Origin of the sequence: Daejeonella sp. (assembly GCF_044348475.1) — a bacterium.
Taxonomy (GTDB): Bacteria; Bacteroidota; Bacteroidia; order Sphingobacteriales; family Sphingobacteriaceae; genus Daejeonella.
This window is the reverse complement of sequence record NZ_JBIKSU010000021.1, coordinates 22,569-35,310: the sequence shown is the minus strand read 5'-3', so window position 1 is coordinate 35,310 and position 12,742 is coordinate 22,569. Positions and strand designations below refer to the sequence as shown.

The following is a 12,742-nucleotide window of genomic DNA, read 5'->3' as shown; positions in this document are numbered from 1 at the left end:
TCGCTATCTGGCGGGATTCCATAATCAACCATTCCTGCTTCTTTTTTATTCCTGCTCCCGGTTGATTTTATCCATTGAGATATTTTTTCAATGAGCTCAACTATTAAATCAGTATTTACTGTTTTGGCAGTAGTTTGTGAAATAAGTTCAATGATTGATTTTACGATAAATCCGGATTTTGGGAATAGAAATCTATTTAATAGAAGAGGCAAACCTATACTGAAAACGCTAGAAACCCAATCATTGCTATCTTTAGTTCCTGATTTATCTTTGCTTCCACCAAAAAAATTGTTCAGTTTGCGTAAAAGCATGAGTGGTATCCGAATTTTGGAAGTTATTTTTTGAGCCTCATTTTTAAGTTCGGTCTCTATTTCTTTTTGAACTACTTCTAAACGAGCAACCTCTTCTCGTAAATCGTCAATATTCTGGATCTTTATTCTCATTTTCTATCCCTAAAAAATTTTTCAATTACGATATTAATGATCTTTTTTTCGAGGTATTTGCCTTTTAAGAAATTAAGAATGAAAGCGAGTAACAGATATATTCCTGCAACGATCAGGAAACCTCCATATGAATTGTTCAAAACCTCTGATAGATAAAATCCAAGAGCCAAACTTCCAAACAAAAATGCGAGAATAGTAAGAATTAAAACCAAGCCATTTGTTAGCAAATTGGCAAATAATTGTGATCCCTTATCTACAGTTTTGAGTACAGTTAAATCTGTTCGAACTTTTATATACTCCGTAACTTTCTCAATAATTTTTTGTTGTTCAAATTCGTCTTCCATAAGAATTCAAATTTACGATTTTATGCTGTCTTTATTTGTTTCTTCTGCATGCACAGCAGTAGCGCTAGAGGCTCTTCGGGTTTCAGTAAATTCCACCTCTGCTGATTTCATTTTTGATTTAATTTCTTCAACAACTGTATCTTTAACTTCGCTTAAGTTACCAATTTCATCTGCCACCCGATCCTTAATGCTGTCTCCCAAATTCTTTAACGCATCGGTTAACTTATCACGCGTTTCTGAACCTTTATCGGGTGCAAATAAAATACCTATTGCAACTCCAGCTGCTAATCCGGCAAGCATAGCAGCTAAAACTTTGGTGCTATCATTCATGATTTAAATTTTGATTTTTAAAATAATGCTCTTTTTGCGATCTAATTTTCAGGGTTGGTCAATTTCATTTTGTTATATAGTGTCTTTCTATCGATTTTTAAAATCTTTGCAGCCTTTGTCTTATTGAAGTTAACTTCTTTCAAAACATTAATAATCGTTTTATATTCTGCTTCGATAGCAGCGTTTTTGATACTATGTTTATTACTATTTACAGCAATGTTTGCCCCAAATACATTTTCAATGGCAGATGTTTTGGCTAATGTGGAAATTTCAAGCGGCAGTGCTTTTAACTGTATCTGGTTTTCTTCACTCAATAGAGTTGCTCTTCTAATCACATTTTTAAGTTCACGTATATTTCCCGGCCAGTTATAAGTCATCAGACATTCAATCACCTCATCAGAGATATCAGTTACACTTCTATTGAGTTCTGAATTAGCTTCTTTCAGAAAATGTTCAGCAAATATCATAATATCTTTCCCTCTTTCTCTTAAAGGAGGCACTGTAATATTGAATTCGTTGAATCTGTGAAAAAGATCTTCTCTAAATCGTCCTTTTTGGATAGCCTCGCCAAGATTTTCATTTGTTGCAACAAGAATTCGAACGTCTAGGTCAATTTCTTTTGTGCTTCCAATACGTTTTACTTTTCGTTCCTGTACAGTTCTTAATAAGGCAGCCTGGAGCTCATATGACAAATTACTAATCTCATCTAAAAATAAGGTTCCACCATTTGCCATTTCAAAATGCCCGATCTTAGTATACAATGCACCTGTAAATGAACCTTTTTCATGGCCAAAAAATTCACTGCCAGCCAGTTCTTTTGTTAACGATCCGCAATCCATGGCAATAAAAGGCTTGTCTTTTCTTGGACTATTGAGATGAATACTTTTGGCAACAGATTCTTTTCCTGTCCCGCTTGCACCGTTTAGGATTACGCTGAAATTTGTCGGTGCTACCAATTTGATCTGTTTTAACAGTTCTTTTGAGGCGGCTTCGAGCCCTACAATAAATTCTTCAGGAATGAATGCTTCTTTTGGTTCGCGTTTGGCAATTGTTCCGCTAATTAGATTTTTATGCTGATTTATGGCTTTTTGAGCCTCAATTGCTTTGTTGATTGTATTTAATATTTCGTCAGGATATAGGGGTTTTGTGATATAATCATAGGCCCCCATTTTAATTAATTCAACCGCTAGTTTTATATCTGAATACCCTGTGATAATAATTACTCCCGTATCAGGATAAGTAGCTTTGATTTTGCGTAGCATTTCTCTACCATCGGTATCTTCCAATCTATAATCGCAAAGCACAAGGTTAAATGGCTCTTTTGTCATTATTTCAAGAGCATTATTACCGTTGGTGCTGGTGCTAACTTCAAAACCGTTCCTGGTTAAAAACTTAGAAAGAAGTATACCAATATTTACCTCATCGTCAACTATTAATATTTTATTCATGGTATGAATTTATATGTTGAGCCTTTCTTTCTTAGAAAATCGGGAGTGGTAAGGTATAAATATTATCGTAAATGGAAAATATTTTATAACTATTGATTAATAATAAGAGTTCGACTTCTCAATTCTGGGTACATTATTTTCCTGTAAACTCAGCCTTTCTTTTTTCTAAAAATGCTGCTACACCCTCGTTAAAGTCTATTGAACCAAAGCAATTAGAGAATTCGGAGATTTCTGTTTCAAATCCATTTTCGCCTTCTATGTAATTGGCATTTACAGCTCTAATAGCACAAGCCACTGCAAACGGTGATCGGCTCATGATCTTTTTTAATAGTTCTTCAGATTTGGATATAATCAGGTCTGGCTCTGTGACGTGGTTTACCAGCCCAGTTCTATATGCTTCGGCTGCACTAACCATTTCGGCAGTGAGGATCATTTCAAGGGCTCTTCCTCTGCCTATTAACTGACTTAGGCGTTGGGTACCACCGTAACCTGGGATTATGCCCAGGCTAACTTCTGGCAATCCCATTTTTGCAGTTGTAGCGGCAACTCTGATATGACAGGCCATGGCCAGTTCAAGCCCTCCGCCAAGTGCAAATCCGTTGATTGCCGCAATGATTGGTTTTTCACTGTTTTGAATTACATCAAAAACTTTGCTTTGCCCTTCGCGGGCAAGGGCTCTGCCTTCATCGGCATTTAAATCTGCAAATTCTGATATATCTGCTCCAGCAACAAAAGCTTTCTGCCCTGCCCCTGTTATAATCAATCCACCAACAGCCTCATTATGAAATGAATGGGTAATAGCATGATGAAGTTCAACCAATGTGACCTTATTTAATGCATTTAGTTTACTTTCACGATTAATAGTAATGTATAAAATCCGGTCACGTATTTCAACGAGTAGATTAGTAAAGTCCATTTCTTTCTATTGATTTAGATATACGTTTATTCCTTGATGGAATGATCAGAATATACGGTTTTCTTTGACCCAGTCAGTAATGTAAGAAACAATCTCATGGGTATTTGTTCCTGGCTGAAAAAGTTTGCCTACGCCCATTTCATTAAGAATCTTCATATCATCATCAGGTATAATTCCACCTCCGGTTACAAGCACGTCATTCAGGCCTTTTTCTTTCATTAAACGCATTATTTTAGGAAAAACCGTGAGGTGCGCACCTGATAAAATGGAAATTCCTATGGCGTCAACATCTTCCTGAAGTGCTGAATTAACTACCATCTCAGGTGTTTGTCTAAGACCGGTGTAAATAACTTCCATACCCGCATCCCTAAGAGAGGTTGCGATGATTTTTGCGCCCCTATCGTGCCCATCAAGGCCAACTTTAGCAACAAGTACACGAATGGGTCTATTTAAGTTTCCTGTCATAATTGATATAAGTAAAAGTAAGAAGAAAATTGCATTGTATCCGTCAATTAAAACTCTGGTAAGTATTAAAAAGCACATCTGCCAAATTAATTAAGGTAAACAGTAAATTTTGCTATTTTTGTACCCTCTTAATACGGAGTATGAGCGAAGAAAAATCATTAAATTTTTTAGAAGAAATCATTGAAGAGGATATCCGAAATGGTAAAAATAACGGTCGTATTTTAACGAGATTCCCTCCTGAGCCCAATGGTTATTTACATATTGGGCATGCTAAATCTATTTGTTTAAATTTTGGTCTTGCTAAAAAATATAAGGGTAAAACTAATCTTAGATTTGATGATACCAATCCTACCACTGAAGATGTAGAATATGTTAATAGTATCCGTGAAGATATTAAATGGCTTGGTTTTGAATGGGATAAGGAATTATATTCTTCTAATTATTTTGATCAACTGTATGATTTTGCATTAAATCTGATCAGATTAGATCTGGCCTATGTGGATGATAGTACAGCTGAAGAAATTGCTACAGCAAAAGGAACCCCGACAGAGCCAGGTAAACCTACTCCCAACAGAAGTAGAAGTATTGAAGAGAATGTACAGCTTTTTGAAGAGATGAAGGCTGGAAAATATCCTGATGGAGCTAAGGTTTTGCGTGCAAAGATCGATCTGGCATCACCTAATATGCATTTGCGCGATCCTTTGATGTATCGTATTAAGCATGCCCATCATCATCGAACCGGCGATAAATGGTGTATTTATCCGATGTATGATTTTGCCCACGGGCAATCTGATGCAATTGAGCAAATTACCCATTCTATTTGTACTCTTGAATTTATTCCCCATCGCCCTTTATATGAATTATTTATTCAACAGTTAAATATTTTTCCTTCTAAGCAATATGAATTTGCCAGGTTAAATATGAATTATACGGTTATGAGTAAGCGCAAGCTGCTTCAGTTAGTTAATGAAAATTATGTAACAGGCTGGGATGATCCGCGTATGCCAACAATTAGTGGGTTACGCCGTCGCGGATATACGCCGCTTTCTATTCGTAATTTTAGCGAACGCATTGGTGTTGCAAGAAGAGAGAATCTAATTGACCTTGGTTTACTTGAATTTTGTATTCGTGAAGATCTTAACAAGTCGGCATGGAGAAGAATGGTAGTGATGGATCCAGTAAAATTGATCATCGATAATTATCCTAAAGATCAGATTGAAGTGATGGATGGTGAAAATAATCCGGAGGTTGAGGGTGGCGACGGATCGCGTCCTATTCCTTTTAGTTCTGAATTATGGATTGAACGGGATGACTTCATGGAAGAACCAACAAAGAAATACTTCCGATTGGGTCCGGGACTGATGGTCCGCTTAAAAAATGCTTACATCATTCAATGTGATTCTTTTGTAAAGGATGAAACCGGTCGTATTTCAGAAATTCATTGTACGTATATTCCTGAGTCGAAAAGCGGGAGTGATACCAGTGGAATTCACGTGAAGGGAACAATTCATTGGGTTAGTGCTGCCGGAGCAAAAACTGCCGAAATACGTTTATATGATCGCTTATTCCGTGTAGAAGATCCATCAAACGAAGAGGAAGATTTTAAAGAATATATAAATCCGGATAGTTTGTCTGTGATTAAAAATGCATTTATAGAGCCTGATTTGGCCAATGCTAAACCTGGTTTTGGATATCAGTTTATACGTAAAGGTTATTTTAGCCTTGATATTGATTCAAGTCCTGATCATTTGGTTTTTAATCGTACCGTAACTTTGAAAGACGCCTGGGCAAAGGAAATTAGCAAATCTTGAACATCATAGATATTTCTTGTACAGATTGAATAGAATCTTTATTTCTTCTTCGGTCAAAATTCCTGTAATTTCTTTTTGTGAAAAATGAAGCTGGAACGATTTCAGCGCATTTTGCGGATTTTTGATATCATACCCAATAATGCGGAGAGCTTCTATGTGGTTAAATGTTTCTGGTATAGAATCACTTAATGTTTCATCCTGCCATAAACCATAACCGTTTTCAGCAAGAGTTTTCCACGGAAAAGTGATGTTTGGATCCACTTTTCGGCCAGGTGCAATATCCGAATGGCCGATAAAATTAGCTGCAGGAATTGCATGCGTTTTTTTCAGATTTGCGAGCACTTTTAATAGGCTGTTGATTTGTGCTTGGGCAAAAGGCTCAAAGCCATTATTATCAAGTTCTATCCCAATTGATGCGGAGTTAATATCAGTAAGGTTGCCCCATTTTGCTGCTCCACCATGCCATGCCCTTAAATAATCATTCAGCATCTGATAAATTGCCCCATCCTTGCCAATTACATAATGGGCACTCACCTGGGTTCGAGGCAATGTGAATGTTTTTAAGGTTTGCTGAGTTGAGTTTTGAGCGGTATGATGAATAATTACGTAATTAGGTTTTCGAAGCCCGAAATTTGTGGTCCCTACAAAATCTTGACCTGTTGGATTTACAGGATTAGTGCGGATAGTTTTGCTTAATTCTTTTGTTTGTTTTTTATATGCTTTGTTCGTTGGGCCGTAAGGGTTTGATGAACACGATGCTATGATTATACTTATTAAAGTAAGTAAAATCAGACCTATTTTTATGCGCATGGATGTTGTTTTATATGCAGCCAAAATACAAAAAATGAATTTGCAATGTTAAAAGAATAGGATAAAGATTTGACTACAACTTTCTTTTTCAAAAGCAATAAGTATGAAGCTGTACTATTTCAAAACAATTGAAATGGTTGATTTGGTGTGGGCACTGAATATTCCGAGGGCTCCGTTACTAATATTTGAATCAGGATTTGCCGGAGCAACCGGAGGGCCGCCGTTTCCACCAATCTGGCTTATTGCAAAGTAATATTTGAACACATTTCGGTCTATAGATTGCATTTCAATAGTGATGATATCGCCTGACTTAATTTCATCGCCATCATAATTGATTAAATCAGAAACAGCATTTCCATTATTAAAACGGTCTTCAAATACAATATCTGCCTGCAATTTAGTATTGATTTTTAAGAGATATCGGTATTGATTCTGTACACCTGAAGGGTCTTTATAATAGACAGTGGGATATATATTTGCATTTCCAAAAAAGCTAAGTTTTTTGAACCCTACCGAATCGGGGATTACAGGTAAAGGCATAGTAGAGCTGGCAGTATACAACTTTCCATCTGCCAGAACTTCAAGCTTGTACGTTTGTCCGGGTGTTCCTTTATACCGCTGACTTCTATACAAACCTGGGGATACTTCTGTAAAATTAATTGGCATCCCTCCAGGAGCGATAACGGTAACATTAGCCCCTTTAAAACCATTGAACGTATTTGACTCTGTAAAAGGGATGGTTTTTGAAATTCTGACCAATTGATTTTCAATCTGGTCACTGATACTGCCTTCTATCACTATAACTGGCTCTGCCTTTTTCAGATCAAGATCGATTACTTTTTCGCAGGATGAAAAAAGGAATAAACTGATAAGAAGTACCAAGTTATAGTTAAATTTTGAAGCCTGAAATACAGGTATATTAGTTATAAGAAAGTTCATGATTGTTTCATTTTAAAACTTGAAATTCCAAGTAACAGAAGGAATTATTCCGAATAAAGTAGTTCTTACAGCTTGTGTTTTCGTTTTATCGTCTGGATCGTCTCTAAAATCAATTGAATAAGCATTTTTTCGGTTGTATAAATTATAAATCCCAAAAGACCAGCTTGATTGTAATTTCTTACCTGGTTTTCCTTCAAGTGTAGCCGAAAAATCAAGACGATGGTAATCTGGCATTCTGTCTGAATTCCGTTCAGGATAATAAAAAACGGTTGTATTATTTAACTGGTATTTACCTCCGGGAAAGGTCACAGCGTTTCCGGTATTATAGACAAATGTGGATGAAAATGTCCATCTTTCACTTGCTCTATAGATACCTACCAATGAAACATCATGTGTTCGATCTTGTTTTGCAAGAAACCATTGGCCGCTGTTGATATCATTAAATTTACGCTCGGTTTTTGAAAGGGTATAACCGATCCATCCATTGATTTTGCCAAATCGTTTTTTTAGAAATAATTCTATTCCATATGCTCTTCCATCGCCAAAAAGTAAATCAGCTTCTACATTTCTATTACCACGTAAATCTGTTCCACTGCGATATTCAATTTGTCCCTGCATTTTTTTGTAATACATCTCTGCAGAAAACTCATACTTATCTTCATTTAAATTTCTGAAATAGCCGACTGCAACCTGATCAGCTATTTCTGGACTCACATTATTACTGCTCATAATGTACAGGTCTGTGGGCGAACCTGCCGTAGAATTAGACATGAGATGAAGATTTTGTGTGTTTCGGGTATAGGAACTCTTTAGAGAAGATAAACCATTCAATTGATAGCTTAATGAGATTCGTGGTTCTAGGTTTAAATACTTTTTAACGAGTTCGCCGCTAGTATATGCCCTGGTTGAAGTAGTGTTTCCATCCATGTCGTACCCGTAAAAATTTCCGGGTCCAACTAAAAAGAATGAACTGGCTCGGAGTCCATAAACTAAATTGACTTTGTTATTCAATTCCCATTCATCAGATATATAGGCTGCTATTTCACTGCCTTTGCGCCTTTCAACTTTTACCTCATTTACACTTGAACTTGCACTGGCAGTAATGTTGCCGGGAGCAATGGTATGGTGGATCAGATCCAATCCAAAACGAATATTATGGCTATTATTTAAGGCTAGCTGAAAATCCTGTTTAAGGTTCATATCTCTGATTGATGAATTTACTTTAAAATTATTTTCTTGCAGAAAGTTCTGAATCACATAATTATAATTACTGTAAATAAGGGAAGTATTAGAGAATAATCGATTACTGTATAAATGATTCCAGCGTAATGTTGCTGTAGTATTTCCCCAGCCGAATCCAAATGTTTCGCTTAGGCCAAGTTCATCGCGACCAAAATATCCAGAAAGATAAATGGTATTTTTTTCATCGATCTGGTAATTTGCTTTAGCGTTTAGGTCATAGAAATAGAGTGTGTTATTTTTTATTGAACTATCACCTGAAAATGCTAGAAATGCATCAGCATAGGTGCGGCGGCCACTGATCATGAATGATCCTTTATCTTTAACGATTGGCCCTTCAAGTTTAAGCCTTGACGAGATTAATCCGATTCCTCCTTCGGCAGTGTACTCTTTCTTATTGCCATCATTCATTCTGATATCCAAAACAGATGATAATCTACCCCCATACTGAGCCGGCATTCCTCCCTTAAAAACACTGACATCTTTGATGGCGTCTGAGTTAAAAGTAGAGAAGAATCCAAGTAAGTGCGAGGCATTGTAAACGGGCGCTTCATCTAACAGGATGAGATTTTGATCAGTAGATCCTCCCCGTACATAAAAGCCGCTGTTTCCTTCGCCGGCAGATTTTATTCCCGGGAGCAATTGTAAAGTTTTAAGAATATCGCGTTCTCCAAAAAGTACGGGAACATTTCTGATTTCACTCAGATTTATTTTGGCTACACCCATTTGTGCATTCACCACATTGTCATTCCTTTTTTCGGAGCTGATTACAATTTCATCGAGAATATTGTCTGGAACCATATTCAAATCAAGCTTCGTGTCTGCATTGATGCTTAGCCTTTTGTTGATTGTTCTGTAGCCTACATAGCTTACACTCAGATCATAATCACCAGAGCTGAGTTTATACGAAAAGAATCCATAGGCATTTGTACTGGTTCCTACTTGTACCTTTCCGTTAAATTTAAGGGTAACACCAATTAATGTCTCTCCAGAAAGTGAATCTTTTACGATTCCATTGATGGTATAATTGTCCTGAGATTTACTATTTATGGTGAAGACTAATAGTAGTAAACAAGTCAGGAAAATATTTTTTAAAATGAGCATTCTATTCAAATTATAAAAAGGTATTGGCCTACTAGTTTAGGCTTTAGTTTAACATACGTTAATTTTACAAAGCTAAAGAGTTTCATCCATCTATTTTTCTTTGATTGTAAATTGAATTAAGATAATTGAATTCATCGCTTGGTTTGAAAATCAAATGCTAGCGCCAAATGCCCAATTTGTAAATGGCTTTATATCTTTTAAGAATTATAAATTAGGTATATTTATTCCTCGATATAATACATATTCCAACATGAAAATTACTTATCTATTAGTTTTAATTGCCTTTGTAGGCTTAACATCTTGTTCAACTAATTCAGAAAATAAAAGTGCGGCTGTGACAGACAGCTTACAGACTTATGTAGCAGAACGCCTTCCAATTTATGCCAAAGTTAGGCTTACTACAGATATTCAAAAATTGACAGAAGATGAGCGAAAGGTTTTACCTCTTTTAATCAAGGCAGCCGAGATTATGGATGAACTTTTTTGGAAGCAGAGTTATCCGCAGCGAGATAGTTTGTTGGCTACAGTTCAGGATGAGAAAACAAAGGAATTTATACTATTAAATTATGGTCCATGGGATCGCTTGAATGATAATAAGCCTTTTGTTAAAGGAGTTGGTTCAAAGCCTGCAGGTTCAGGTTTTTATCCTGCTAATATGACAAAAGAAGAGCTTGAAAGTTCAAACGTGGCAGACAAGAAGGGCTTATATTCGATGATTAGACGAACAGAATCAGGAAAATTATTTTCGGTTCCGTACAGTATTTATTTTAAAGATGATTTATTTAGGGCAGCTAATCTGCTCAAAGAAGCAGCAGCGCTTTCTGCTTCCGCACAGTTAAGACGCTATCTCAATTTCAGGGCTGAGGCCTTACTTACAGACAATTACATGCCTAGTGATTTAGCTTGGATGGATATGAAAAATAATGGTCTAGATATCATTATTGGTCCGATTGAGAATTATGAAGATGGTCTCTTTAATGCACGTGCTGCTTTTGAAAGTTATGTGTTGGTTAAGGATAAAGAATGGACAAAGCGATTGGAAAAATATGTAAGTATGCTTCCTGAACTTCAGAATGGTCTTCCAGTTAAAGCGGCGTATAAAAAGGAAACGCCTGGAACTTCTTCTCAGCTTGCTGCATTCGATGTGGTTTATTATGCCGGAGATGGAAATTCTGGTGGAAAGACAATTGCAGTGAATTTGCCAAATGATGAGAAAATCCAGCAATTGAAAGGCACCCGTCGTTCGCAGTTAAAAAATGCAATGCGTGCTAAGTTTGATAAAATTATGGTACCTATTTCAGCTGAGCTGATCGATAAAAGCCAACAAGAGTACCTTAAATTTGATGCATTTTTTGCCAATGTAATGTTCCATGAAGTAGCCCATGGTTTGGGAATTAAATCAACTATAACAGGTAAGGGTTATGTAAGAGAGGCCTTGCAAGAACAATATTCCTGGCTGGAAGAAGGAAAGGCTGATATTCTTGGTTTATATATGGTCAGTAGTTTACTTAAGAAAGGCGAAATGGAAGGAGATATCAAAGATTATTATACCACTTTTATGGCCGGGATCTTGCGTTCTGTACGCTTTGGTGCTGGCGAAGCACACGGAAAGGCAAATATGCTATGCTTTAATTTCTTTAATAGTAAGGGCGCTTTTGAACGTACTCCCGAGGGAACTTATAAAGTAAATTTCGAAAAGTTTGAGTCTTCTATGAATGAATTAACCAACATGATTCTGGTTCTTCAAGGAAATGGAGATAAGGCTGCGGTTGAAAAAGTTCAAAAAGAAATGGCTTTAATTCATACAGAGCTTAAATCAGACCTTGAACGATTGAGTAAAAAAGGAATTCCGGTTGATGTTATCTTTGAGCAAGGCCTGAGTGTTTTGGGTCTACAATAGGTTTAGCGTATATATATTATTTAGCATCAATTTATTGACTTGCCTGAGTAAGGATTTTTTCATTCAAACGGATATATTCGGCATTATTCAACACTTTAGCTGCTTCAATTCCAGCCCTGGCAGTTTGTGCAGCTCCCGATTTATCGCCTATTTTTAACTGAATACGAGCTTTCTGGTATTTGAACCAGGGTGCTTTCTGATCACCGGCTTCGGCAATATTGATCCATTCTAATGCTTTTTTTAGGTCTTTGCCATTTTCAAAATAATAAATGGCTGCCGGGTAGAAGGGTGGTTTTTCAGACTTCATAGCGGCATCAATATTGGCCATTACTTTAGAGTCGACATCTGTTGTCATTTTAATTGTTATTCGCGTATTTTCCCAAGAAAGATCAAGATTTGCACTTGAAGGCATTACATCGCTGAAATTGATGTTGAAGGTTTCTAGGCGCTCAGTCAGTTTAATTGGCTTTACTTTAAAGCGTAAAACATCTGCTGCCTGCTTATATTGGTAGGACCCCCATTGTTTAGTTTCTTTATTTAGAATAATAGTCCATTCATCTTTGCCTGGTATAGTAAAAAGGGCATATTCACCCGGTAGTACTGTATTTCCTTCAAGGGTAACTGCATCTGTAAAGGTGATGACAGTTGCATCATTTGCACCCGTACGCCATACTTCTCCAAAAGGTATCAGATCTTTTTCTAAACTTCTGCCTTTGATATTTGGTCGTGAATAGCTGACCGTTACTTTTCCAAGGCCAAATTCTTGAATAAGAGTTTGTAAACTACTTGATTGCGGCATTTTAAGTTGTGCACTGGCATTCAGGCCATACAGGCTGATCATTATGTATGTAAATAGAATGGATATTTTCTTCATGTGTTTTATGGATTAAACTTTCAAACTCCTAAACTATTGGATTATTGATAATTATTTGTGTAATAAATGTAAAAACAAAATTCATGTTTTGATCATGAATTGGCTGGTAGGGACTGATT

Annotated in this window: 12 protein-coding genes; 2 read left to right on the top strand and 10 right to left on the bottom strand. The window is 36.5% G+C overall.

The genetic code is table 11. The features are described from left to right. The 6 genes from ACIQZ6_RS06840 to ACIQZ6_RS06815 form a co-directional block, all read right to left on the bottom strand. Positions 1 to 443, bottom strand: a 443-nt coding sequence (locus ACIQZ6_RS06840; protein WP_395809482.1) for a hypothetical protein, incomplete at its 3' end; no start/stop codon positions are given. Continuing rightward, a complete protein-coding gene (locus tag ACIQZ6_RS06835) occupies positions 440 to 787 on the bottom strand; it encodes a phage holin family protein (RefSeq protein ID WP_395809480.1) in 348 nt (115 codons plus the stop codon). The genes ACIQZ6_RS06840 and ACIQZ6_RS06835, both read right to left, overlap by 4 nt. A 12-nt stretch (positions 788 to 799) precedes the next feature. Continuing rightward, a complete protein-coding gene (locus ACIQZ6_RS06830) occupies positions 800 to 1,117 on the bottom strand; it encodes a YtxH domain-containing protein (protein ID WP_395809478.1) in 318 nt (105 codons plus the stop codon). 41 nt (positions 1,118 to 1,158) lie between these two features. Further along, positions 1,159 to 2,565, bottom strand: a complete 1,407-nt coding sequence (locus tag ACIQZ6_RS06825; RefSeq protein ID WP_395809476.1) for a sigma-54-dependent transcriptional regulator — start codon at positions 2,563 to 2,565, stop codon at positions 1,159 to 1,161. 133 nt (positions 2,566 to 2,698) lie between these two features. After that, a complete protein-coding gene (locus ACIQZ6_RS06820) occupies positions 2,699 to 3,481 on the bottom strand; it encodes an enoyl-CoA hydratase/isomerase family protein (RefSeq protein WP_395809474.1) in 783 nt (260 codons plus the stop codon). Between the two features lie 45 nt (positions 3,482 to 3,526). Beyond that, positions 3,527 to 3,946: a cobalamin B12-binding domain-containing protein gene (locus ACIQZ6_RS06815; protein WP_395809472.1), complete on the bottom strand. Its 420-nt coding sequence runs from the start codon at positions 3,944 to 3,946 to the stop codon at positions 3,527 to 3,529. A gap of 140 nt (positions 3,947 to 4,086) precedes the next feature. Here ACIQZ6_RS06815 and ACIQZ6_RS06810 point away from each other — a divergent pair, with 140 nt between their 5' ends. Next, positions 4,087 to 5,757, top strand: a complete 1,671-nt coding sequence (locus tag ACIQZ6_RS06810; RefSeq protein WP_395809470.1) for a glutamine--tRNA ligase/YqeY domain fusion protein — start codon at positions 4,087 to 4,089, stop codon at positions 5,755 to 5,757. Positions 5,758 to 5,760: 3 nt separating this feature from the next. Here the strand turns inward: ACIQZ6_RS06810 and ACIQZ6_RS06805 are convergent, their stop codons facing one another. The 3 genes from ACIQZ6_RS06805 to ACIQZ6_RS06795 form a co-directional block, all read right to left on the bottom strand. Beyond that, complete coding sequence (locus ACIQZ6_RS06805; protein WP_395809468.1) at positions 5,761 to 6,567, bottom strand: N-acetylmuramoyl-L-alanine amidase; 807 nt, start codon at positions 6,565 to 6,567, stop codon at positions 5,761 to 5,763. Positions 6,568 to 6,681: 114 nt separating this feature from the next. Beyond that, positions 6,682 to 7,506, bottom strand: a complete 825-nt coding sequence (locus ACIQZ6_RS06800) for a DUF4249 domain-containing protein (protein ID WP_395809466.1) — start codon at positions 7,504 to 7,506, stop codon at positions 6,682 to 6,684. A 12-nt stretch (positions 7,507 to 7,518) separates the two neighbouring features. Next, positions 7,519 to 9,849, bottom strand: coding sequence for a carboxypeptidase-like regulatory domain-containing protein (locus tag ACIQZ6_RS06795; RefSeq protein ID WP_395809464.1), 2,331 nt, complete (start codon positions 9,847 to 9,849; stop codon positions 7,519 to 7,521). Positions 9,850 to 10,099: 250 nt separating this feature from the next. Here ACIQZ6_RS06795 and ACIQZ6_RS06790 point away from each other — a divergent pair, with 250 nt between their 5' ends. Continuing rightward, positions 10,100 to 11,749 (top strand): Zn-dependent hydrolase, encoded by a 1,650-nt coding sequence (locus tag ACIQZ6_RS06790; RefSeq protein WP_395809462.1) that lies wholly within the window; start codon positions 10,100 to 10,102, stop codon positions 11,747 to 11,749. 31 nt (positions 11,750 to 11,780) lie between these two features. On the opposite strand, the gene ACIQZ6_RS06785 is transcribed toward ACIQZ6_RS06790, so the two are convergent. After that, positions 11,781 to 12,623, bottom strand: a complete 843-nt coding sequence (locus tag ACIQZ6_RS06785; RefSeq protein WP_395809460.1) for a DUF2911 domain-containing protein — start codon at positions 12,621 to 12,623, stop codon at positions 11,781 to 11,783. Positions 12,624 to 12,742 lie beyond the last annotated feature (119 nt).

Bases quoted from the DNA above. Each gene is read 5' to 3' on its own strand.
- ACIQZ6_RS06830 (WP_395809478.1), bottom strand. From the start codon at position 1,117: ATGAATGATAGCACCAAAGTTTTAGCTGCTATGCTTGCCGGATTAGCA.
- ACIQZ6_RS06820 (WP_395809474.1), bottom strand. From the start codon at position 3,481: ATGGACTTTACTAATCTACTCGTTGAAATACGTGACCGGATTTTATAC.
- ACIQZ6_RS06815 (WP_395809472.1), bottom strand. From the start codon at position 3,946: ATGACAGGAAACTTAAATAGACCCATTCGTGTACTTGTTGCTAAAGTT.
- ACIQZ6_RS06785 (WP_395809460.1), bottom strand. From the start codon at position 12,623: ATGAAGAAAATATCCATTCTATTTACATACATAATGATCAGCCTGTAT.
- ACIQZ6_RS06825 (WP_395809476.1), bottom strand. From the start codon at position 2,565: ATGAATAAAATATTAATAGTTGACGATGAGGTAAATATTGGTATACTT.
- ACIQZ6_RS06805 (WP_395809468.1), bottom strand. From the start codon at position 6,567: ATGCGCATAAAAATAGGTCTGATTTTACTTACTTTAATAAGTATAATC.
- ACIQZ6_RS06795 (WP_395809464.1), bottom strand. From the start codon at position 9,849: ATGCTCATTTTAAAAAATATTTTCCTGACTTGTTTACTACTATTAGTC.
- ACIQZ6_RS06800 (WP_395809466.1), bottom strand. From the start codon at position 7,506: ATGAACTTTCTTATAACTAATATACCTGTATTTCAGGCTTCAAAATTT.
- ACIQZ6_RS06790 (WP_395809462.1), top strand. From the start codon at position 10,100: ATGAAAATTACTTATCTATTAGTTTTAATTGCCTTTGTAGGCTTAACA.
- ACIQZ6_RS06835 (WP_395809480.1), bottom strand. From the start codon at position 787: ATGGAAGACGAATTTGAACAACAAAAAATTATTGAGAAAGTTACGGAG.
- ACIQZ6_RS06810 (WP_395809470.1), top strand. From the start codon at position 4,087: ATGAGCGAAGAAAAATCATTAAATTTTTTAGAAGAAATCATTGAAGAG.